This is a genomic window from Rhizobium sp. 05N49, from assembly GCF_056396805.1.
The window spans coordinates 231390-250875 of record NZ_JBFTME010000010.1 but is presented as its reverse complement, the minus strand read 5'-3'; the positions used below and the strand labels follow the sequence as shown (position 1 = coordinate 250875).

The following is a 19486-nucleotide window of genomic DNA, read 5'->3' as shown; positions in this document are numbered from 1 at the left end:
GCGCCATTTGAGTGCGCAGGGAGTGCCCATCAGCCGCTTGAAGATCTTCGAGAAATGGCCGGAATGCAGCACCAAGAGGCCCATGCCTTCCCAGACCCGCTTGGCGACGCGCTCGACGACGACGTCGGAGACCGCACCATGATCCTTGTGACCCCACCAGGTCAGAACATCGGTCTCGGCAAGCCGGGCTTCGGTGAGGCCATGCTCGGGCTCCTGCAGTGTCGCCGTCGTTGCCGAAATCGCCGGATCCGTGTTCAGCGCCTTGGCAATGGTCGTGTGCATGCCTTCAGGATAGATGCCCCGGACGATCTCATTGGTTGTCTCATGGATGTTCTCTCCCCATACGACGGTGCGAATGGCCATGACTATGCTCCTCTAGAACCTTTGGATTTTTGGCAAGCAGGAAGGCGGGATTCAAAGCGCTTTGGAAAGATGGCCAGCCAAAGCAGTCTCTCCTCCGCGTCAGAGGAAGACATAGACCTTTGTCGGTATTTTGACAAAGAGGATTTTTCCCGGTCCTGCGGCCGGGAAAAACCCCTTTTCACATCAATGGGAAACGGTCTTGGAGAACAGGTTGACGACGACCACGCCTGTTATGATCAGGCCTAGGCCGATAATGGCGGGCGTATCGAGCCGCTGCTTGAAAAACACGAACCCGACCGAGGAAATCAAGACGATTCCCAAAGCGCTCCAGATCGCATAGGCGATCCCGACGGGAATGTGCTTCAGCGTCAGCGACAGGCAGTAGAAGGCAGCTCCATAGCAGGCAACGACAAGTGCCGTCGGACCGAGGCGGGTGAACTGCTGTGAGAGCTGGAGGGCGGTCGTGCCAATAACTTCAAGCACGATGGCTGCAACGAGCAGCCCATAGACGGCAGCCGGGTTCATGACGGTATTCCTTCTTGATCTACTTGTGAGTCAACTCGATGAGGCGGGCAATCAGCTCTCGCCTCAGAGCGCCACTGATATCATGGCTTTCCAACGTATCTGCGAACCACAGACCGTCGGCGGCAAAACGCACGATCAGCGTGTCGAGCGCCGAGTCGGTACCGATATATTCCTCGGCTCTCGCCGCCACCCACTGGCGCCATCGCAGGCGCAGCCGGGGCTCGGCAAGCAGCGCGATCGTCACCTGCGTCCAGCCTCTGGAATCGTCGGGACGATCCTTCAGCCCGGATACCGCCTGCAGATAGGCGCGCGAGAAACGTCCCTGCGGCAGCGGATCGGCGCGCATCAGCTCGTCTATATCGGCGTCGAACCTCTCCAGCAGGCTTTCGAACAGGGCGTCCAGCAGCGCGTTCTTCGTCGGGAAGTGATGCAGCAATCCGCCCTTGCTGACGCCTGATGCAGCCGAGACCGCATCGAGCGTAACAGCGCTCATGCCCTGCTCACCGGCAAGACGTGCGGCGACTTCCAGCAGCTGCTGGCGCACGAGCACGGGTTGTTTCTTGCGATGATGAGCGTTTGACATGGATTTACAAAGATACCGTCCGGACGGTTTTGTCAAGAAGAATCTGCTGGAGCTCCTGCCCTGCAAGGGATTATGCGCGAAATGACGCGGCGTTTTGATGACAGTTGCGATCCTTTTTGATCGGGTGCATCTAAGCGGTGAGCCGATAAGCCGGAAACGGCGTTCGGATGCTATAAAGCCCGGAGCGGCGCAGGGGGGCGTGCAGCGCCGGGACGGGTATTTAAGGGATGGTTTTGTGCCGGAAGAGAAGACCACGACGAACGTCACCACACTATACGACGCGATCGGCGGTGATCCTGTCGTCCGGGCGCTGACGCATCGCTTCTACGAGCTGATGGATACGCTGCCGGAGGCTAGGCACGTGCGTGCCGTGCATCCGCCAAGCCTTGAAGGCAGCGAAGAGAAATTCTACGAATATATGACCGGCTATCTCGGCGGTCCGCCGCTCTATACCGACAAACGCGGCCATCCCCGCCTGCGCAGTCGCCATTTCGTCGCCGAAATCGGACCCGTCGAACGCGACGAGTGGCTGCTCTGCTTCCGCCAGGCCATGGATGAAACGATCGCCAGCCAGGCATTGCGAGATCTCATCTGGGCGCCGGTCGAGCGCCTCGCCCATCACATGCAGAACAAGGAATAGCCATGAGCCTGAACGCGCGCCTGGAGCCGGTGCTCTATCTCTTTGCCGGCCTGTTCGGCCTTGCGGGCGTGGCGCTCGCCGCCCTTGCCGCCCATGGCGGCGGCGATGCACATCTCGCCGCCTCGGCCTCCGCCATGTGCCTCGCCCACGCCCCCGCCCTGCTGGCGCTGGCAATTGGTGCCGCCAAGATTAGAACCGCCTGGCTCGCCGGTTTGCTGATGATTGTGGGAACGGTGCTGTTTGCGGGTGACCTCATGACGCTGCGTTTCACCGGCTCCGGCATGTTCCCCTATGCGGCCCCGACAGGTGGCTGGGCGATGATGCTGGGATGGCTGGCGGTCTCAGCGAGCGCATTTTGGCGGGTGCGGGCGTAGAATTTCGGAAGGCCATAGAGCAGGCCTTCCCCTTCTCCCCCGTGGGAAGAAGGGGGTGCTAGCTGCTCGCCTGCGGTATTCGCCCGAAGCGCAAAAGATTGCCGTGCGGATCATGGATATAGAATTCCTCCATGTTCCAGGGCCGCACTGCCATATCCGACAGGCGCTCGATACCCTTCGCACTGTATTCCCTATGAAGCGTGCCAATACCGCCGCCACGCAGATAGACGGATGTCTTTTCCGGCAGGCTTCGATCGTCGGTCAGCCAGAAATGCAGTTCCATCTCATCGCGTCTGACGATCAGATAGTCACTCGCCTCGTAGACGATTTTGATGAAGCCGAGCTGGTCCCGATAGAAGGCAAGCGTCTCGGCGATATCCAGCGACGGCAGAACAGGCATCACCTCGATGCGATCGGGATCGCCGCTCATATGCCATCCACAACGTTGAAGCCTTCGAACACCGGCGGCCCCTTGTACAGGCCCTTGTTGTCGCCGGCATTGCGGTGGGCGGCGCGGAAATTCTCCGACTTCGTCCAGTTCAGAAAATCCTCTTCGCTGCGCCAGAGCGTGTGCGAGGAAAACAGCGTATAGCCCTCCTCCGCATTGGTCTTGCCGCGCAGCAGCCGGAATTCGACGAAACCCGGAACCTGCGACAGGCTGGAATCGCGATTGCGCCAGACACTCTCGAAATCGCCCTCGGCGCCGGCAGCCACCTTGAAACGGTTCATCGCGATATACATCAAAAGCTCCTCACGCCTTTTTCTGGGTCGCACGTCCGGCATAGGACGGAAAGGCGACGATATTATTGCCGTCGGTCGCGTCCGCGCCGATGGGCTTTACAGACGCTTCGCCGGGCATGCGTGCTTCCCAGGCGGGAAACAGCACGACATTGGGATAGCTGCGCTGGCGGGCGGCATTCTCAAGGAAAACTTCGTAGAGCTCCGGCACAAGGCCGTCACCACCGTGAGCGGCGAGCTTGTGCAGGCCGATCATCGTAAACCCGTCAGGGTGCCCATCATTCATCGGGAATTGTCTCGTTCGTTCATCGTCTGCAGCGCACGTTCCAGGCTGGACTTGCTGCCGTTGCGCAGCGGAATGAAGGCCTTGCTGAATTTCTTGCAGCCGGTCTTCACGCGCAGGCAGGCATCGTGGCTGATACAGTCGATCGGGCAGAACACGCAGTCGACGGAAGGAAGCAGCGTATCGATCCGGGAAACCGCTTCGCGAAGCCCGCCATCGTGGTGGATCAGCTCAGCACCGAAGCTGCTGGCGATTTCGCGTAAGTGCGCCACCTGGCAATCACGGCCGCCGACATAAAGGAAACTGCGGCCATCCAGCTTGGAGCGTCCCGAAGCGGACTGCTGGACCCCCTGATCGGCCTGAACGCGGATCTCCCGGTTCGTTCCCTTTTTCCCCTTGCGAGCCATTTACCACCCGTTCGCTCGTTGATCGTCACACGATTCCTGCGTGTGCGAACGGACCTTATTAAACTTGATTTTTACAGTAAAGTATAAAGTTGATTATTTTTATCATATTTAATTCCTGCCCACCTGAATTTCCTGCTTGAAACTCACGGATTGCCCACCCGGCGGCGGGCTGAACGGCGATGCGCGCCGCACGGCATCGGTAGCGGCCTGATCGATCTCAGGAACGCCGGAACTCCTGTAGATGACGGCAGAGACAAGATTGCCGCCGCCGCCGATGGTCAATGTCACGCCGGCAGTCCCGTCAACGCCGCGAGGCTCGCGAAGCGCACGGCGAATGCGGGCGCGAACCTTGCCGCCGTAATTGGCGCGCTCAGCGGTGCCGATCCCGTTATTGTTGCTGGCGGCTTGCGAATTGCGGTCCGACTGGGCCGACGGATCGCCGTCGGCAACGCCGCGCTGCGAATTCTGCTGCTGCTCGCCATTCCTGCCGGCAGCCTTCTGCGGCGGACGCTTCTTCTCAACCGGCTTCGGCTTTTCCTCTGCCGTCACCTTCGGCTTCGGGGTCGGCGTGACAACCTCCTCGGGCTGTTCCGGCTCCGGCTGGACTTCAGCCGTTTCGAAAGGTTTCACCTCTTGCGGGGTCTGCGCAACCTCGGGCTGGGTCTCGGCAGGCTGCACCTCGGTCGGCCGGACCTGAGTGGGTTGCACCGCAGTCGGCTGTATCCCGGTCGGCTGTACTTCGGAGGGCTGTATCTCAGGCGAAACCGCATCGACCGGCACCTGCTGCTGTTCCGGAACGATCGTGGACATCGGCTGCGCGACGGACTCCTCCGCCGGCACTTCGGACACCAGGATTTCGAGCTCGACAGCCGCGGCATTTTCCGGCGAGACCCGCGTCACTTCCGGCGCCGGCGCCTGTTGGACGGCCTCCTGCATCTCGACGGGCGAAACCTCGCTCGTCGTCACAGGCGAGACCTCGGTCGGCTGCACGGTCTCCGGCTGCGCCTCCGCTGTCTGCATCGGCTGGATCGTGTCGGGCTGGACCGCCTCTGGAATAATTTCCTGCTGCACGGTCGTTTCCGTCTCGCCAGCTGCCGCCTGATCAATATCGGAATCGCCGTACATGACGACGCTCATCGCCTGGCCGGCTTCTTCGATCGCCTCTTCCGGCGCTTTCGGAAAGGCAACGATCAGCGCAGTCGCCAATGCCGCGTGAAAAATCAGCGAGCAGATGCAGGTCAGTGTCAGCCGCCGCCGCACCGGCGCCTTCTCGTCCTCCTGCTTCTCCACCGCCGCATCCATCGGCAATGGTGTCACCGGAGCAGCGGGAGCGGCTTCCGGATGATCGGGGAAGGAGGAGATCTGCGCAAACCGCGCATAGTGGATGACCTGTTCTCCGGCCGGCTGGCGCTGCGCGTTGCGCAGATCGGCCAGCTCGTGGCCGGGATGCATGCCGGGATTGTTGTCGTTCAGGCCCTCGTCAGCGCCCTCCTCCTCGATGAGCACGTGTCTCGATCTGGATTTCGCTGAAATTGCCATTTGACGCCTCGGACAACCTGAAACATGCGCGCCGGGTTTCCTCCCGGCCTGGTCTTGGCCTTCGACCTGGTCTTAGCCTTCGAAAGGAACTGAAATCTGCGAGCGGGTCACGAGACCCTTCATGCATTCGCCGGCCGCCGGCCCGTCACAGACGGGCGTGTCGTTGATCAGCACGCGCGTGACCGTCTCGCACTTTACGTTCGGCATATCGAACTGGCGCACGCGCTTCTTGCCCTGCGGCAGGTCACGGAAATCGAGCACCGTGATGCGGTCGACGGCATTCTTGTCGTTGAAGAAGGCAAGTTCGAAGGAGACCTTGTTGATCGGCGTCGCCAGATTGTTCTCGGTAACGAAGGTCATCATGCAGCCCTTCTGCGAGGGCGTCAGCGCGTTGAGCTCGACATCGAGCTTGGAAGCCGCTGCATCCTGCGCAAAGGCCTGCGCCGCGCCCGAAACCGAAAACAGCACACCAGCCGCAAAAGTGGCAAACCGACCCGTCATTATCGCCTCTCCAAAGACCAAATTGACCGCCATCAGGCGGCTTCAAAACAGTGCCGTCAAAAACTTGACTGCTTTTGTCTTCTATTATTGCGTCTTTAAAAAACTATGAGTATGAGAGTCAAGATAAATGTAGCCGGAACGGGGCCTTCACCCCCGCAATCACGGGAAAAGCCGACCGAAATGATGGTTGAAAAGCCAGATAATTTTAAGCTCGCACAGCTGCGCAACGAGCCAGCAGTGGCCGAGATCCGTGTTCTCGAAAGCGGCGATCTTTTTGCCGGCACCAACGAGATCATGATCAGGCACGACGGCGTGATCTATCGCCTGAAGATCACCCGTCAGGGCAAACTCATTCTCAACAAGTAAGCTCATAGCAGGGTAGAACATGACCGAGCAGACCAGACCGGCACCATCAGAAATCCGCGCGTTCCGCGCTGAAAATCCGAAGATGCGCGAGCGCGACATTGCCGCGCAGCTCAAGATTTCCGAGGCCGCCCTCGTCGCCGCCGAAGTCGGCATCAGTGCTGTGCGCATCGATGCCAGCGCTGCGAAACTCCTGGAGCGTGTTGCCGATCTCGGCGAGGTCATGGCCCTGTCGCGCAACGAAAGCGCCGTGCACGAAAAGATCGGCGTCTACGAAAACATCAAGATCGGCGAGCACAACGCCATCGTGCTCGGCGAAAACATCGATCTGCGCGTCTTCCCGAGCCGCTGGGTCCACGCCTTTGCCGTCACCAAGAAGGATGGCGACACAACACGCCTCAGCCTTCAGTATTTCGATAAGACAGGCAACGCCGTCCACAAGATCCACCTGCGCCCGGCATCCGATGTCGAAGCCTATCATCGGATCGTCGCCGAACTGAAGCTCAACGACCAGAACCAGGAATTCGTCGAGGCCGACGCCTCCTTCGCCTCCGACGAAGACGGCAATGTCACCCAGGAAGAACTGCGCGACAACTGGAGCAAGATGACCGATACGCATGAATTCTTCGGCATGCTGAAGCGCCTGAAGATCGGCCGCCAGGCCGCGGTGCGCTCCGTCGGCGACGACTATGCCTGGAAGCTCGACAATACGGCGACGGCAGAGATGATGCATGCCTCCGTCAAGGCAGGCCTGCCGATCATGTGCTTCGTTGCCAATAACGGCATCGTGCAGATCCATTCCGGCCCGATCTTCAATGTCCAGCCGATGGGTCCGTGGATCAACGTGCTCGACGAAACCTTCCATCTGCATTTGCGCCAAGACCACATTGCTGAGACCTGGGCCGTACGCAAGCCGACCAAGGACGGCCACGTCACCTCGCTCGAAGCCTATGATGCTGACGGCAACATGATCATCCAGTTCTTCGGCAAGCGGAAGGAAGGTTCCGACGAGCGCAGCGAATGGCGCGAGATCATGGAAAACCTGCCGCGAGCCGCAAGCGTCGCCGCATAAGGATCAGAGCGATGAAAATCCGAAACAACCTGCGCCGGCTCCGTCTTTGGGAGCTGGCTCTGACTGCGGCTGTCATGATCCTGCCGCTGGTTCCGATGGCACCGGTCGGCGGTGCCTTTGTGCGCGCCGCCCATGCAGAGGACAAGAAGCTCGATACGTCGCGGCTCGTTTCGGTCGGCGGTGACGTCACCGAGATAATCTACGCGCTCGGCGAGGAGAACAGGCTGATCGCCCGCGATACGACGAGCCTGTATCCGGAAGCGGCGCTGAAGCTGCCCGATGTCGGCTACATGCGCGCGCTCTCGCCGGAAGGCATTCTTGCCATGAACCCGACGGCGATCATCGCCGTCGAGGGCTCCGGCCCGCAGGAAGCGCTGAACGTTCTGAAGAATGCCAGCGTGCCCTTCGAGACCGTTCCGAATGCCTATACGCGCGACGGCATCATTGCCAAGATCGATCGTGTCGGCACGCTGCTAAACGTGCCGGACAAGGCGAAAGCCCTGGAAGAAAAGGTCGGCGCCGATCTCGATGCCGCCGTCACCGATGCCGAAAAGCGCCCCGAGGGCGAGCGCAAGCGCGTGCTCTTCATCTTGAGCGCCCAGAACGGCCGCATCATGGCGTCAGGCACAGGCACGGCTGCCGATGGCGTCATCAAGCTTGCCGGCGCCGTCAATGCGATCAGTGAATTCCCGGGTTACAAGCCGCTGACCGACGAGGCGATCATCAGCGCCAGGCCTGATGTGATCCTGATGATGAACCGCGGTGATGGCGCTGGCACGAAAAACGACGACCTGCTTGCCCAGCCGTCGATCGCGCTGACACCGGCCGGCGAGAAGAAGGCGATCATCCGCATGGATGGCCTGCATCTCCTCGGCTTCGGTCCGCGCACGGCAAGTGCAGTTCGCGAACTCAACGCGGCAATCTACGGGGGCTGATGATGGCCGTACCGGAAGCCATGATGGAAAACAGGCGATCCTCTTTGCCGGTCTTCAGCAGAAACCGGCAGGCGGGCGACAGAACCGAGCTTGCCCTGCTGGCGATCGCCTTCCTCGTCCTGGCTTCCGTTTTCGCCCTGCTCTTCTCTGTCACGACGGGAGCGTCCGACGCCTCCATTCTCGACGTCGTCAGAAACATGGCAGGCAACGAAACGGCGCTCAGCGCCCGTGACCGGATCATCATCTTCGACATTCGCCTGCCCCGCGCCATCCTCGGCTTCCTGATCGGCGGATCGCTCGCCGTCTCGGGCGCGGTCATGCAGGGCCTGTTTCGTAATCCGCTCGCCGATCCCGGCCTTGTCGGCGTCTCCTCGGGCGCTGGCTTCGGCGCGGTCGTGATGATCGTTCTCGGCGGTACGGTCGCCGCCCCCCTCTACCTCGCACTCGGCATCTACGCCCTGCCGCTCGCAGCCTTCGGCGGCGGCCTGATCACCACGCTGCTGCTTTACCGGGTCGCCACCAGCAACGGCCAGACCTCAGTCGCCACCATGCTGCTTGCCGGAATCGCGCTCGGCGCTCTGACCGGCGCGTTGACGGGCGTGTTGATCTATATGGCCAACGACCAGCAGCTGCGCGACTTGACCTTCTGGGGCATGGGCTCGCTTGCCGGTGCGACCTGGATCAAGATCGCGGCGGCCGGTCCGATCATCCTCCTCTCCTTCATCGCCCTACCCTTCATGGCCCGTGGCCTGAACGCCATCACGCTCGGCGAAGCGGCTGCCTTCCATATGGGCGTGCCGGTCCAGCGGCTGAAGAATATCGCCATCGTCACCGTTGCCGCCGCAACCGGCGCCTCCGTTGCCGTCAGCGGCGGCATCGGCTTCGTCGGCATCGTCGTTCCGCATATCCTGCGCATGGTAATCGGCCCGGACCATCGCTTCCTGCTGCCGGCCTCTGCGCTGCTCGGCGGTTCGCTGCTGATTTTCGCCGATGTGCTCGCCCGCACCATCGTAGCACCCGCCGAAATGCCGATCGGCATCATCACGGCGGCCGTTGGCGGTCCCTTCTTCCTCTGGATCCTGTTGCGGCAGCGCTCGCGCCTTGCCCTGTGAGTGTGCACCGATGATCGAAGTTTCCGGCGTCAGCGTGCGCCTTTCCGGCAAGACCATCGTCCGCGATGTCGCATTCACCGCAAAGGCCGGCGAACTGACCGCCATTGCCGGACCGAACGGCTCCGGCAAGACAACCACGATGAAGGCCGTTTCCGGCGAGCTTGCCTATGAGGGCTCCGTATCTCTGAACGGCGAAGAGGTGCGCACATTGAGGCCGTGGCAACTTGCCTCCATCCGCGGGGTCCTGCCGCAGGCGAACGCCATCTCCTTTCCCTTCACTGTTCGCGAGATCGTCCGCATGGGCTTGACCTCCGGCCTCAACCTCCATGCCGATCAGGCCGATGAGACTGCCGCAAAGGCGCTGGCCGCCGTCGATCTCACCGGCTTCGAAGGCCGCTTCTACCAGGAACTCTCCGGCGGCGAGCAACAGCGTGTGCAGCTCGCCCGCGTGCTTTGCCAGATCTCCGAGCCGGCCGTCGATGGCAGACCCTGCTGGCTGCTGCTGGATGAGCCGGTCTCCAGCCTCGACATCAGCCACCAGCTGACCATCATGACGCTCGCGCGTGATTTCTGTGAGCGCGGCGGCGGGGTGATTGCGGTCATGCATGATCTCAATCTGACGGCTCTCTTCGCCGACCGGATCGTGCTGATGAAATCCGGCCGGCTGGCCGCTGAAGGCAGCGTCCGCGACGTACTGACAGACAAAATGTTGGAGACGGTGTTCGGCTGCCCGCTGCGCGTTAACACGGTGCCTGGCGACGGCACGCCTTTCGTCCTGGCCCATAGCGCGCTGGCCAACTCAGGAACCTTTCCAGCCTGAATGCGTTGTCCGCAATGATTTGGGTCAAAGCCGGGCGCTCTCTTCCGTGCCATTGATGGTGCTGACCCCGCGTGAAACCGGGCGGCGCTGATCGCGCCCAGCAATGGAGACAGTCATGGCCTACTCCTTCTTCCAGTCAAGCCGCAGCCGCCGCAACGGCGCTCTTCACAATCTCGAAACCAGCGTCGAAGACCAGATCGCAGCCCTGCGCGAAGAGCTCGCAGAGCTCACCCATGTTCTCGGCAAGACCTCCCGCCATCAGGGTGAAAAGCTGCGCTCTCAGGCATCCGCAAGCTATGAAGACATCCTCGGCCGCAGCGAGGATCTGCTGAACGAATTGCAGCAGCGCTACCTGCGAGGCGCCGGCGAAGTGCGAAACACCGTGCGTCGTCATCCGCTCGCAACTGTCGGTGCCGCTGCCGCCTTTGGCCTGCTCGTCGCCATGCTCGCGCGCCGCTAGGAGGCTCGATGCTCTTCCCGATCCTGAGCCTGCTTGTCGGCAACAGCGTTCACCGCACGGTGGAACGCACCAAGCGCAACGGCATCTTCATCGCCGTTGCGTTGCTTTTTCTGCTGACTGCCTACGCGCTTGCCGTCACCGCCGGAGCCATCTGGCTGGCAGGCATCTACGGCGCCATCGGCGCATCCCTCTTCCTTGCGGCCTGCGCTCTACTGATCGCGATCATCGTTTTCGTGATCATGACGATCATGAACCATCAGGAAGCCCGCCGCGCCCGGGAGCGCCGCGCAGCACTTGAATCTCTGGCAACCGTTGGCCTCGGCTTCGTTCGCACCCAACCGCTCCTGACCGCGGGCATCGTGGCTGCTCTCGTGGCTGCCAATCTGGTGGGTTCCAAGCGGGACGACTAATCCGCATCCTCCTCATTCTTCGATTGCCGCAAGAAGCGCAGCGCGCCCAATGGTGCGCTGCGCTTTTTCTCTGTCATTGATTGAGGCAATCGCGCCATCGGTCCAACAAAAAAGCCGGCGCCCCGCAGGGCAGCCGGCCATCCTTCCTCCCAGGAAAGGCGTCGATCAGAAGGCAAAAGCCTTCGAGGTAAGTGGCGCCGATGTAGCGTCGGGACCGAAGTCCGCCTCGCCTGATATCTGCAGGAGATCCTGCAACCGCTGGCGCGCGCGGTTCACGCGGCTCTTGATGGTGCCGACGGCACAGCCGCAGATTTCCGCCGCTTCCTCATAGGAGAAGCCCGATGCGCCGACGAGAATGATCGCTTCGCGCTGGTCCGGCGGCAGCTGGTCCAGCGCCTTCTTGAAGTCCTGCAGGTCGAGTGCGCCATATTGGGAAGGGTGCGTCGCCATGGATTCGGTAAACAGGCCATCGCTGTCCTGCACCTCGCGGCCGCTCTTGCGCATCTGGCTGTAAAGCTCGTTGCGCAGGATCGTGAAGAGCCAGGCCTTCATGTTGGTGCCCATCTCGAAATGATCCTGCTTGGCCCAGGCTTTCATGATGGTGTCCTGAACCAGGTCGTCGGCGCGGTCATGCCGGCCGATCAGTGATATGGCAAACGCACGAAGGCTTGGCAGGGCCGCCAGGAGTTCGCGCTTGAAGCTCGGTTGCGCTTTTTCCATGCGGGTATTCCTATTCGGCCATCTTTGCGGAAGCCATCATTTCGGCCTGATCAAGCTTTTCCAGCAGGTCGAGGAAACGGTCGGGAATGGTCTCCTCCTGCGCGGCAGCATAAAGCGACCGCAACCTGACGCCGATCTGGTTGTTCGGGTCCAATAGGTCGCTCGCCCGCAGCTCCAACTGGCGCTCGTCCGGTGCTTCTGTCTTTTGTGTCGTCATCAACTGATCACTTCTTGCCTGTTGTCTTGGGTTGAAAGGCAAAGTCGCTGTAAAAGGTAAATGGAACGGATAAGCGATCGATCAAGCAGGTTATTTCAAACCCTTGATGTCGTAGATCCATTCCGTTCACATGGGTCAAAACGTGACGCCCTTCATTTGTCGGCTAGGATAATGCAACGCCGCAAAAATAGTTCCTCACCTCAGGAACTTTTTTATGGAGGCCGCGTTTTCTGGTCATTGCAGCCATTTACCTGCCTGTAGACGGGAGTTTTTAATGACACTATCCACTCGAATTGCGCCGCACCTTCCTTATCTGCGTCGCTATTCCCGCGCTCTCACCGGCACTCAGACTTCTGGCGATGCTTATGTCGCCGCCGTTCTGGAAGCGATCATCGCCGATCTCTCCATATTCCCGGATACCGCGAATGACCGCGTCGCACTCTACAAACTCTTCACGCAATTGTTTGGTTCCACTGCGGTCGAGATTCCCGAGCCTTCCTCACCCTATGCCTGGGAACAGCGCGCGACGCTGAACCTCTCGAAGGTTTCGCCGCTTGCCCGCCAGGCTTTCCTGCTCGCCTCTGTCGAGAATTTCCGCGTCTCCGAGATCGCAGACATTCTCGAAATCACCGAAGAGGAAACGATGCAGCTGCTCGACAAGGCCTCGCATGAAATCTCGCGTCAGGTCGCGACCGATATCATGATCATCGAGGATGAACCGCTCATCGCCATGGATATCGAGCAGATGGTCGAAAGCCTCGGTCACCGCGTTACCGGCATCGCCCGCACCCATACCGAGGCCGTCGCACTCTATAACAGGACCAAGCCGAGCATGGTGCTCGCCGATATCCAGCTTGCCGACGGCAGCTCCGGCATCGATGCCGTCAACGATATCCTGAAGACCTCGAGCGTGCCCGTGATCTTCATTACCGCCTTCCCCGAGAGATTGCTGACCGGGGAGCGACCGGAACCCACCTTCCTCGTGACCAAACCCTTCAATCCCGACATGGTCAAAGCGCTGATCAGCCAGGCTCTTTTCTTCAACGAAACGACCCGCGTGGCGGCCTGAAACATGAATCTTGGCCATACCGGAACTATTCCGGCAACGATGCGTTCCGGCTCTGCCGGAGCGTATTGGCGGCTTTAACGGTTTTTGCAGCGCTTGCTTTTAGAATGACCGGCAGGTTTGTCGGGAGAGCAACATCCCTCCGTTTGTTCGAAGGGACCGAGGAGAGGCGGCCGAGTGAATACGACTGGACCATTGTCCGGAACGCCTTTCACCACTGAAGGCAAGGCGGCAATAATGGAGCGCGCGCTCGCCAGCGCGGCTATCTCGATTCTCTATCAGGATGCCAGCCTTGCCATCATATACGCCGAAAATCTTCTCCCCTATTTCCAGACCCGTTTCGTCGCCGGCGGCGATGACGGCTCGCTGTTTGGCGAAGCACATGGAAAATCGCTTGCCGCGATAAAGCGGACGGTGCTTGAAACCGGCGCCTCCAGCAATGCGGAGGTCGATGTTGCAATCGACGGCGAAGTCAGGACGTTCGAACTGAACGTTCAGCGCACCGGCGGGCGCGGCAATTACGGTCTGCTCTCCGTCATCTCGGAGATTACCGAAAGCCGGCATCGCGAAAAGGTGCTGAAATCGCTGCTTCGCGAGCTTTCCCACCGCTCCAAGAACCTGCTTGCCATCATCCAGGGCATTGCCACGCAGACCGCCCGCAATACCATTTCTCTCGATTCTTTCCTGATGAAATTCCGCGGGCGTCTTCAATCGCTCTCGAACTCTCAGGATCTGATTACCGATTCCAGTTGGCGCGGCGCCTTTCTGTTCGAACTTGCCGAAAAACAGTTCGCCCCCTATTGGCCGGAAACATCGGGCTCCCTGCCGATATTCGGCATCAACGCGCATCTGACGCCGAATGCCGCGGTCCATCTCGGACTGGCCCTGCATGAATTGATCGTCAATTCCGCCTCCTATGGCGCAATCGCCAGCGGGGCGACCTCGATCACCCTGAACTGCCGGGAGGCTGAGATCGCCGGCCGCCAGGCAATCGAACTCGCCTGGGTGGAAGTGCTTCCAAACAGTGGCGACGTCCACGAATTCAGCGAAAACAGCTTCGGCCGTACAGTGCTGGAGCGCGTCGTGCCATCTTCCGTCAATGGCAAGGCCGAATTGGCGCTTGTACCCGGCCGCATCGAATATCATCTGACGGTTCCGGAAACGGAATTCGAAATCCTGAAGCGCACCTGAGATTCCGTGGTTTTACGCAGTTCCGGACTCGAGCCACACGTTTCTGCTGGAATTGCCTGAGCCAAACGGAGAAACAGCCGGTGCGAGGGCGGCGCACCGGCTGTCTCCACTCACCGGGAGGGGACCGTGAGTTCGTCCGAATGATGGGTTGGGGGCGCGCATGTTGGGTCGATGCGGTCATCATTCGGATATCGCATTAACTACGCTCGTTAACTTTGGTTCCCTCCGATTGGAAAAAAATTGGACTTTCGTCAATTTTTTCTCGGATGGCCGATTTGGGTTGCTGCTCATATCCATCCAATCGGAATTCAAAGCATGCCTAAAGAAATAGCACGTCAAACAAATTCAATTACTTAAACTGAACAGACGGAAGAAAATTGCCAAAATTTTACCGTTTGATAAATTTTTGAACCTGAGTTACGATTCCCTCACTAGTCGTTACCAATAAAGAGGGAACTTCAATGGAACGCCTGGAAACTGGGATTCGTGCCGGCCGGCTTTCGTCCGCTGAGTACGAGGCTAATTTTTCCGATCTTCATCCGCGCCTCGACAATCACGAAGCGCTGGTTGCCGCCGACCGCTGTTATTTCTGCTATGACGCGCCGTGCATGACGGCCTGTCCCACCTCCATCGACATTCCGCTCTTCATCCGCCAGATCTCGACCGGCAATCCGATCGGCTCTGCAAAGACCATCTTCGACCAGAATATCCTTGGCGGCATGTGCGCCCGAGTCTGTCCCACCGAAGAGCTCTGCGAGCAGGCCTGCGTGCGCAACACCGCCGAAGAGCGTCCCGTCGAGATCGGCCGCCTGCAGCGTTATGCAACGGATGCGGCGATGACGGCCGACAAGCAGTTCTACCGGCGCGCGGAACCGACCGGCAAGAAGATCGCCGTCGTCGGCGCCGGCCCTGCCGGTCTCGCCGCCGCCCATCGCCTTGCCGTCAAGGGCAATGATGTCGTCATCTACGACGCCAAGCCCAAATCCGGCGGCCTCAACGAATATGGCATCGCCACCTATAAGACAGTCGACGACTTCGCCCAGAAGGAAGTCGATTACGTCCTGTCGATCGGCGGCATCGAGGTGAAACATGATCAGCAGCTCGGCCGCGATTTCTCGCTCGCCGACCTCCAGAGCCAGTACGATGCCGTCTTCCTCGGCCTCGGCCTTGCCGGCGTCAACGCATTGCGCGTCGATAACGAAACCCTGCCCGGCGTCGATGACGCAGTCGATTTCATCGCTGAGCTTCGTCAGGCCGGGAACAAGGGCGACATCGCCATCGGCCGCCGCGTCGTCGTCCTCGGCGGCGGCATGACGGCGATCGACGCCGCCGTGCAGGCAAAGCTGCTTGGCGCGGAAGAGGTGACCATCTGCTACCGCCGCGGCAAGGAACATATGAATGCCTCGGAATTCGAGCAGGATCTCGCCACCTCCAAGGGCGTCATCATTCGCCACTGGCTGGCGCCGAAATCCATCCTCTCGCAGGATGGCAAGGTGGCCGCGATCGAGGTGGAATATACTGCTCTCGTTGATGGTCGCTTGACCGGCACCGGCGAGACCGGCGTCATCACCGCAGACCATATCCTGAAAGCCATCGGCCAGACCTTCGAAGCCTCCAGCCTCGGCGCGCTGCGCATGGAATCCGGCCGTATCGCCGTTGACCCGGAAGGCCGCACATCGCTCGAAGGTGTCTGGGCCGGCGGCGACTGCGTGTTCGGTGGCGAAGACCTCACCGTATCTGCCGTCGCCCACGGCCGCGACGCGGCCGAATCCATTCACCGCACCCTGACTGCCGCAGCCGCTCCGGCTGTTGCTGTCGCCTGAAGGGGAGAATGAACAATGGCTGATCTCCGCAATAATTTCGTCGGCATCAAGTCTCCGAACCCGTTCTGGCTTGCGTCGGCACCGCCGACCGACAAGGCCTACAATGTCGAACGCGCCTTCAAGGCCGGCTGGGGCGGCGTCGTCTGGAAGACGCTGGGCGAGGAAGGCCCGCCTGTTGTCAACGTCAACGGCCCGCGCTACGGCGCGATCTGGGGTGCCGACCGCCGCCTGCTCGGCCTGAACAATATCGAGCTCATCACCGACCGCGACCTGCAGACCAACCTGCGCGAAATGAAGCAGGTGAAGATGAACTGGCCGGATCGCGCCTTGATCGCATCGATCATGGTTCCCTGCGAGGAACAGGCCTGGAAGGCGATCCTGCCGCTGGTCGAAGAAACCGGTGCAGACGGCATCGAGCTTAACTTCGGCTGTCCACACGGCATGTCCGAGCGCGGCATGGGCTCGGCCGTCGGTCAGGTGCCTGAATATATCGAAATGGTCGTGCGCTGGTGCAAGCAGTACACGCGCATGCCCGTCATCACCAAGCTGACGCCCAATATCACCGATATCCGCCGCCCTGCCCGCGCCGCCAAGGCCGGCGGCACGGATGCCGTCTCGCTGATCAATACGATCAACTCGATCGTCTCGGTCGATCTCGACAACTTCGCCCCCAACCCGACCGTCGGCGGCAAGGGCAGCCACGGCGGCTATTGCGGCCCGGCCGTCAAGCCGATCGCGCTCAACATGGTCGCCGAGATCGCCCGCGATCCGGAAACCTACGGCCTTCCGATCTCGGGCATCGGCGGCATCACCACCTGGCGCGACGCAGCCGAATTCCTGGTGCTCGGCGCCGGCAACGTGCAGGTCTGCACGGCTGCCATGACCTACGGCTTCAAGATCGTGCAGGAAATGATCACGGGCCTCTCGGACTGGATGGATGAAAAGGGCCACAAGACCCTCGACGACATTACCGGCCGCGCCGTCCAGAACGTCACCGACTGGCAGTATTTGAACCTCAACTACATCGCCAAGGCGAAGATCGACCAGGACGCCTGCATCCAGTGCGGCCGCTGCTACATCGCCTGCGAGGACACCTCGCACCAGGCGATCACCAACTTCGTCGATGGCGTCCGCCATTTCGAGGTGATGGACGAGGAATGCGTTGGCTGCAATCTCTGCGTCAGCGTCTGCCCGGTCGAAAACTGCATCACCATGGAAGAGCTTCCGGCAGGCGCCCTCGACAAGCGCACCGGCAAGGTAGTCGATCCGAACTACGCCAACTGGACGACGCACCCGAACAACCCGATGGCCCGCCAGGCCGCGGAATAACCATCCGCTCAATGTATATAAGATCGACGCCCTCCTAGAGGGCGTCGATTGCTTTTAAGACCTAGGCATATTGCCTGCTGTCAAAACTTGAAGGCCTTGACCTCATTGCCACGCTCGATCGTGCGGTTGGCAATGAAGCGCCCGGCTTTCGCCGCCTCCTGCTTTTCCGCTTCGATATCCTGCAGCATTGCCTGCAGACGCCGGATTGCCAGCGCCTTGTTGCGATGCTGCGAGCGCTCGTCCCGGGCCGTCACAACGAGACCGCTCGGGCGATGCAAGGCGCGAACAGCGCTGTCGGTCGTATTCTGGTGCTGCCCGCCGGGCCCGCCTGCCCGCAACGTCTCGAACTGCAGGTCGGCAGGATCGATCGTCACCGCAACACCTTCAGCCGGAAGATCGATGCGCCGCACGGCCACATACCAGTTTTGCCGCTTGTGGCCGGGGCGGACCACACTCTTGAAGGTGAAGCGGATCGTACCGCAATAGCCTGTTGCAATCCGCTCCGCCGCTTCGCCCTCGATAGTGACGATCGCCGACTTCGCACCATGATGATCCGGCATCGGCCCGAGGTTGACATGGACGACGCACCCTTGCTGTTTCGTCTCGTCTTCAAGGATGCGCAGAAGCGCGGAGACGGCGATCCGGCACTCGACCGGACCGTTGCCCGACGTGATCAGGAGATCAATAGCGCTCACGGTTACGCCCTCCTTCCCGACGGTACTCCGGCTTGCGGCGACGCTGCTCGACCTCGGCTTCGTCAACCGCCTTCTTGAAGGTGACGAGCGGCCGGAAGCTGGCAGCGACGCTCACCAGCTTTTCGTTTTCGAGATCGGCAACCACCTGCCCCGCATCCTTGTAGGCGGACGCCGCCTCTTCGACGACGAGAGCCCGGTCATCGCAAATGGCGATGCCGCCCCAGACATTGCGCAGCAGCTGCTCACGCTCGGACCTGTTACGGCCTGTCCGCCCATGCATGCTGGCCCGGTCATATTTGCGACCGGCCCCATGCGATATGCCGCCGAGCGAACGGGATACATCCGCTGTCGGGCAAACCACATAGCTGAGGCTCGCACGCGATCCGGCGATAGGCGCGAGTTCCCCCGGCGTGACCGCCGCGGCCCCCTTGTAATGCACGAAATCACGTCCGGAAGACCGGACGAGATTGTGCGGCACATCGGCGACGAGGCGCAGATCCGCACGCAATGCGGCGGCTGCCCGTGCTGCGATCAGTCGACGGTTCAGCGATGCCCAGACAACGCACTGGTCATGACTTGCAAGCCACGTGACAGCATCTTGTGAACCCGGCACGAGCCCGGCCGCAAGATCGGGATGAGCGCTGATAGCCTCGGAAAAGACTGCAGCACCGAGGGAACGCGAGCCGGAATGGACAAGCAGGTAGAGAGCCTGACCATCCAGAGCAGCGGAAGCACCGCCATCGCCAAGCGTATCGATGGCCTGCAGCTCGCAAAAATGGTTGCCGCCGCCAATCGTACCGAGTGCATCCGGCGCCAGGGAGGCTGGCAGGCGCGCCTCCTCCAGCAAGACAGCGGCATCGCCGATCTCCTCAGCCTCAAGCTGGCGAAGCCGTTCCGCCGCCTTATCGATCTTCAGTTTGCGCAGCGGCAGATCGAGCTGGAAAAGCGACATGCCGCAGCCAATATCATTGCCGATAAGCAACGGAAGCAGCCGGTCGGACGCCAATGCGACACCGGTTGCGCCATATTTGCCGGGATGCAAATCCGGAAAGGCAGCGATCTGCGAAACGCCCGGAAGACGGGACATTTCGCCAAGTTGATCTAGCGCCGCGCCTTCGATCCAGGTGCGGCCGGAAAAGAAATGATGGATGAGCGCAGGCGCATTGGCCTGCGTCGTCGGGGAGCTTCCGCCCCCGATGGAATTGCCCATGATAATGAACTCTGGATATGAATGGTCTTTCATCGCGCAGACGGCGATGGTCAACCGGCATGCGTCAGCCCAGAGGCTGAGTTACGCCGAAACCCTCTCGGGGCGTGCTG

General features: G+C 60.8%; 26 protein-coding genes. 13 read left to right on the top strand and 13 right to left on the bottom strand.

Annotated features, from left to right (window positions below; all coding sequences use genetic code 11):
• The 3 genes from AC1DF8_RS21500 to AC1DF8_RS21490 all read right to left on the bottom strand — a co-directional run.
• The coding region (locus tag AC1DF8_RS21500) for a ThuA domain-containing protein (RefSeq protein WP_478154877.1) at positions 1-363 on the bottom strand (363 nt) is incomplete at its 3' end.
• A 183-nt stretch (positions 364-546) separates the two neighbouring features.
• Positions 547-888, bottom strand: coding sequence for an SMR family transporter (locus tag AC1DF8_RS21495; protein WP_112544048.1), 342 nt, complete (start codon positions 886-888; stop codon positions 547-549).
• A 19-nt stretch (positions 889-907) separates the two neighbouring features.
• Positions 908-1471 carry a TetR family transcriptional regulator gene (locus AC1DF8_RS21490; protein ID WP_183886041.1) on the bottom strand — a complete coding sequence of 188 codons (564 nt, stop codon included), beginning with the start codon at positions 1469-1471 and terminating at the stop codon, positions 908-910.
• A gap of 235 nt (positions 1472-1706) precedes the next feature.
• Between AC1DF8_RS21490 and AC1DF8_RS21485 the strand changes: the two genes are divergently transcribed.
• Together AC1DF8_RS21485 and AC1DF8_RS21480 are read left to right on the top strand one after the other, a co-directional pair.
• Entirely contained in the window at positions 1707-2111 is a 405-nt protein-coding gene (locus AC1DF8_RS21485) for a group II truncated hemoglobin (RefSeq protein WP_478154874.1), read from the top strand.
• A 2-nt stretch (positions 2112-2113) separates the two neighbouring features.
• Positions 2114-2485 (top strand): DUF423 domain-containing protein, encoded by a 372-nt coding sequence (locus AC1DF8_RS21480; protein WP_112971140.1) that lies wholly within the window; start codon positions 2114-2116, stop codon positions 2483-2485.
• A 58-nt stretch (positions 2486-2543) separates the two neighbouring features.
• Here AC1DF8_RS21480 and AC1DF8_RS21475 read toward each other — a convergent pair whose 3' ends face one another.
• From AC1DF8_RS21475 to AC1DF8_RS21450, 6 genes are all read right to left on the bottom strand, one after another.
• Positions 2544-2915 carry a bleomycin resistance protein gene (locus AC1DF8_RS21475; protein ID WP_478154872.1) on the bottom strand — a complete coding sequence of 124 codons (372 nt, stop codon included), beginning with the start codon at positions 2913-2915 and terminating at the stop codon, positions 2544-2546.
• Positions 2912-3226, bottom strand: coding sequence for a heme-degrading protein HmuQ (gene hmuQ, locus AC1DF8_RS21470; RefSeq protein ID WP_113147609.1), 315 nt, complete (start codon positions 3224-3226; stop codon positions 2912-2914). The genes AC1DF8_RS21475 and hmuQ overlap by 4 nt, the downstream gene beginning before the upstream one ends.
• 10 nt (positions 3227-3236) lie before the next feature.
• The gene (locus AC1DF8_RS21465; protein WP_113116712.1) at positions 3237-3509 is read right to left on the bottom strand and encodes a hypothetical protein; all 273 of its coding nucleotides are present in this window, start codon (positions 3507-3509) and stop codon (positions 3237-3239) included.
• The gene (locus tag AC1DF8_RS21460) at positions 3506-3913 is read right to left on the bottom strand and encodes a DUF2325 domain-containing protein (protein ID WP_478154869.1); all 408 of its coding nucleotides are present in this window, start codon (positions 3911-3913) and stop codon (positions 3506-3508) included. Before AC1DF8_RS21460 ends, AC1DF8_RS21465 begins: the two co-directional genes overlap by 4 nt.
• Positions 3914-4021: 108 nt before the next feature.
• On the bottom strand, positions 4022-5452 hold the full coding sequence (locus AC1DF8_RS21455; protein ID WP_478154868.1) for a TonB family protein: 1431 nt from the start codon (positions 5450-5452) through the stop codon (positions 4022-4024).
• A gap of 72 nt (positions 5453-5524) precedes the next feature.
• Positions 5525-5953, bottom strand: a complete 429-nt coding sequence (locus AC1DF8_RS21450; RefSeq protein ID WP_478154866.1) for a hypothetical protein — start codon at positions 5951-5953, stop codon at positions 5525-5527.
• Between the two features lie 180 nt (positions 5954-6133).
• Between AC1DF8_RS21450 and hemP the strand changes: the two genes are divergently transcribed.
• From hemP to AC1DF8_RS21415, 7 genes are all read left to right on the top strand, one after another.
• Positions 6134-6319 (top strand): hemin uptake protein HemP, encoded by a 186-nt coding sequence (hemP, locus tag AC1DF8_RS21445; RefSeq protein WP_112544040.1) that lies wholly within the window; start codon positions 6134-6136, stop codon positions 6317-6319.
• Positions 6320-6338: 19 nt separating this feature from the next.
• Complete coding sequence (locus AC1DF8_RS21440; protein ID WP_478154865.1) at positions 6339-7388, top strand: hemin-degrading factor; 1050 nt, start codon at positions 6339-6341, stop codon at positions 7386-7388.
• Between the two features lie 11 nt (positions 7389-7399).
• Positions 7400-8323: a heme/hemin ABC transporter substrate-binding protein gene (locus AC1DF8_RS21435; RefSeq protein WP_113208244.1), complete on the top strand. Its 924-nt coding sequence runs from the start codon at positions 7400-7402 to the stop codon at positions 8321-8323.
• 2 nt (positions 8324-8325) lie between these two features.
• The gene (locus AC1DF8_RS21430; RefSeq protein WP_113116721.1) at positions 8326-9435 is read left to right on the top strand and encodes a FecCD family ABC transporter permease; all 1110 of its coding nucleotides are present in this window, start codon (positions 8326-8328) and stop codon (positions 9433-9435) included.
• 10 nt (positions 9436-9445) lie between these two features.
• A complete protein-coding gene (locus tag AC1DF8_RS21425; RefSeq protein WP_113208245.1) occupies positions 9446-10255 on the top strand; it encodes a heme ABC transporter ATP-binding protein in 810 nt (269 codons plus the stop codon).
• A 115-nt stretch (positions 10256-10370) separates the two neighbouring features.
• A complete protein-coding gene (locus AC1DF8_RS21420; RefSeq protein WP_112544035.1) occupies positions 10371-10715 on the top strand; it encodes an ElaB/YgaM/YqjD family protein in 345 nt (114 codons plus the stop codon).
• An 8-nt stretch (positions 10716-10723) separates the two neighbouring features.
• Complete coding sequence (locus AC1DF8_RS21415; protein ID WP_112971150.1) at positions 10724-11125, top strand: hypothetical protein; 402 nt, start codon at positions 10724-10726, stop codon at positions 11123-11125.
• Between the two features lie 165 nt (positions 11126-11290).
• Here the strand turns inward: AC1DF8_RS21415 and AC1DF8_RS21410 are convergent, their stop codons facing one another.
• Together AC1DF8_RS21410 and AC1DF8_RS21405 are read right to left on the bottom strand one after the other, a co-directional pair.
• Positions 11291-11845 carry an RNA polymerase sigma factor gene (locus AC1DF8_RS21410; RefSeq protein WP_007815244.1) on the bottom strand — a complete coding sequence of 185 codons (555 nt, stop codon included), beginning with the start codon at positions 11843-11845 and terminating at the stop codon, positions 11291-11293.
• A 10-nt stretch (positions 11846-11855) separates the two neighbouring features.
• The gene (locus tag AC1DF8_RS21405; protein WP_112544033.1) at positions 11856-12062 is read right to left on the bottom strand and encodes a NepR family anti-sigma factor; all 207 of its coding nucleotides are present in this window, start codon (positions 12060-12062) and stop codon (positions 11856-11858) included.
• Positions 12063-12336: 274 nt separating this feature from the next.
• Here AC1DF8_RS21405 and AC1DF8_RS21400 point away from each other — a divergent pair, with 274 nt between their 5' ends.
• From AC1DF8_RS21400 to preA, 4 genes are all read left to right on the top strand, one after another.
• Positions 12337-13131 (top strand): response regulator, encoded by a 795-nt coding sequence (locus tag AC1DF8_RS21400; RefSeq protein ID WP_112544032.1) that lies wholly within the window; start codon positions 12337-12339, stop codon positions 13129-13131.
• A 192-nt stretch (positions 13132-13323) separates the two neighbouring features.
• Positions 13324-14319: a sensor histidine kinase gene (locus AC1DF8_RS21395; RefSeq protein WP_183847598.1), complete on the top strand. Its 996-nt coding sequence runs from the start codon at positions 13324-13326 to the stop codon at positions 14317-14319.
• Between the two features lie 461 nt (positions 14320-14780).
• On the top strand, positions 14781-16142 hold the full coding sequence (locus AC1DF8_RS21390) for an NAD(P)-dependent oxidoreductase (RefSeq protein ID WP_113016900.1): 1362 nt from the start codon (positions 14781-14783) through the stop codon (positions 16140-16142).
• A gap of 15 nt (positions 16143-16157) precedes the next feature.
• Entirely contained in the window at positions 16158-17471 is a 1314-nt protein-coding gene (gene preA / locus AC1DF8_RS21385) for an NAD-dependent dihydropyrimidine dehydrogenase subunit PreA (RefSeq protein WP_112971152.1), read from the top strand.
• An 80-nt stretch (positions 17472-17551) separates the two neighbouring features.
• Here preA and prfH read toward each other — a convergent pair whose 3' ends face one another.
• Positions 17552-18166: a peptide chain release factor H gene (prfH, locus tag AC1DF8_RS21380; protein ID WP_478154861.1), complete on the bottom strand. Its 615-nt coding sequence runs from the start codon at positions 18164-18166 to the stop codon at positions 17552-17554.
• Positions 18153-19376 carry an RNA ligase RtcB family protein gene (locus AC1DF8_RS21375; RefSeq protein ID WP_478154859.1) on the bottom strand — a complete coding sequence of 408 codons (1224 nt, stop codon included), beginning with the start codon at positions 19374-19376 and terminating at the stop codon, positions 18153-18155. The genes prfH and AC1DF8_RS21375 overlap by 14 nt, the downstream gene beginning before the upstream one ends.
• Between the last annotated feature and the right edge of the window lie 110 nt (positions 19377-19486).

Coding starts and splice junctions, on each gene's coding strand:
- AC1DF8_RS21495 (WP_112544048.1), bottom strand. CDS start 888: ATGAACCCGGCTGCCGTCTATGGGCTGCTCGTTGCAGCCATCGTGCTT.
- AC1DF8_RS21490 (WP_183886041.1), bottom strand. CDS start 1,471: ATGTCAAACGCTCATCATCGCAAGAAACAACCCGTGCTCGTGCGCCAG.
- AC1DF8_RS21480 (WP_112971140.1), top strand. CDS start 2,114: ATGAGCCTGAACGCGCGCCTGGAGCCGGTGCTCTATCTCTTTGCCGGC.
- AC1DF8_RS21475 (WP_478154872.1), bottom strand. CDS start 2,915: ATGAGCGGCGATCCCGATCGCATCGAGGTGATGCCTGTTCTGCCGTCG.
- hmuQ (WP_113147609.1), bottom strand. CDS start 3,226: ATGTATATCGCGATGAACCGTTTCAAGGTGGCTGCCGGCGCCGAGGGC.
- AC1DF8_RS21465 (WP_113116712.1), bottom strand. CDS start 3,509: ATGAATGATGGGCACCCTGACGGGTTTACGATGATCGGCCTGCACAAG.
- AC1DF8_RS21460 (WP_478154869.1), bottom strand. CDS start 3,913: ATGGCTCGCAAGGGGAAAAAGGGAACGAACCGGGAGATCCGCGTTCAG.
- AC1DF8_RS21455 (WP_478154868.1), bottom strand. CDS start 5,452: ATGGCAATTTCAGCGAAATCCAGATCGAGACACGTGCTCATCGAGGAG.
- AC1DF8_RS21450 (WP_478154866.1), bottom strand. CDS start 5,953: ATGACGGGTCGGTTTGCCACTTTTGCGGCTGGTGTGCTGTTTTCGGTT.
- hemP (WP_112544040.1), top strand. CDS start 6,134: ATGATGGTTGAAAAGCCAGATAATTTTAAGCTCGCACAGCTGCGCAAC.
- AC1DF8_RS21440 (WP_478154865.1), top strand. CDS start 6,339: ATGACCGAGCAGACCAGACCGGCACCATCAGAAATCCGCGCGTTCCGC.
- AC1DF8_RS21435 (WP_113208244.1), top strand. CDS start 7,400: ATGAAAATCCGAAACAACCTGCGCCGGCTCCGTCTTTGGGAGCTGGCT.
- AC1DF8_RS21430 (WP_113116721.1), top strand. CDS start 8,326: ATGGCCGTACCGGAAGCCATGATGGAAAACAGGCGATCCTCTTTGCCG.
- AC1DF8_RS21425 (WP_113208245.1), top strand. CDS start 9,446: ATGATCGAAGTTTCCGGCGTCAGCGTGCGCCTTTCCGGCAAGACCATC.
- AC1DF8_RS21420 (WP_112544035.1), top strand. CDS start 10,371: ATGGCCTACTCCTTCTTCCAGTCAAGCCGCAGCCGCCGCAACGGCGCT.
- AC1DF8_RS21415 (WP_112971150.1), top strand. CDS start 10,724: ATGCTCTTCCCGATCCTGAGCCTGCTTGTCGGCAACAGCGTTCACCGC.
- AC1DF8_RS21410 (WP_007815244.1), bottom strand. CDS start 11,845: ATGGAAAAAGCGCAACCGAGCTTCAAGCGCGAACTCCTGGCGGCCCTG.
- AC1DF8_RS21405 (WP_112544033.1), bottom strand. CDS start 12,062: ATGACGACACAAAAGACAGAAGCACCGGACGAGCGCCAGTTGGAGCTG.
- AC1DF8_RS21400 (WP_112544032.1), top strand. CDS start 12,337: ATGACACTATCCACTCGAATTGCGCCGCACCTTCCTTATCTGCGTCGC.
- AC1DF8_RS21390 (WP_113016900.1), top strand. CDS start 14,781: ATGGAACGCCTGGAAACTGGGATTCGTGCCGGCCGGCTTTCGTCCGCT.
- preA (WP_112971152.1), top strand. CDS start 16,158: ATGGCTGATCTCCGCAATAATTTCGTCGGCATCAAGTCTCCGAACCCG.
- AC1DF8_RS21375 (WP_478154859.1), bottom strand. CDS start 19,376: ATGGGCAATTCCATCGGGGGCGGAAGCTCCCCGACGACGCAGGCCAAT.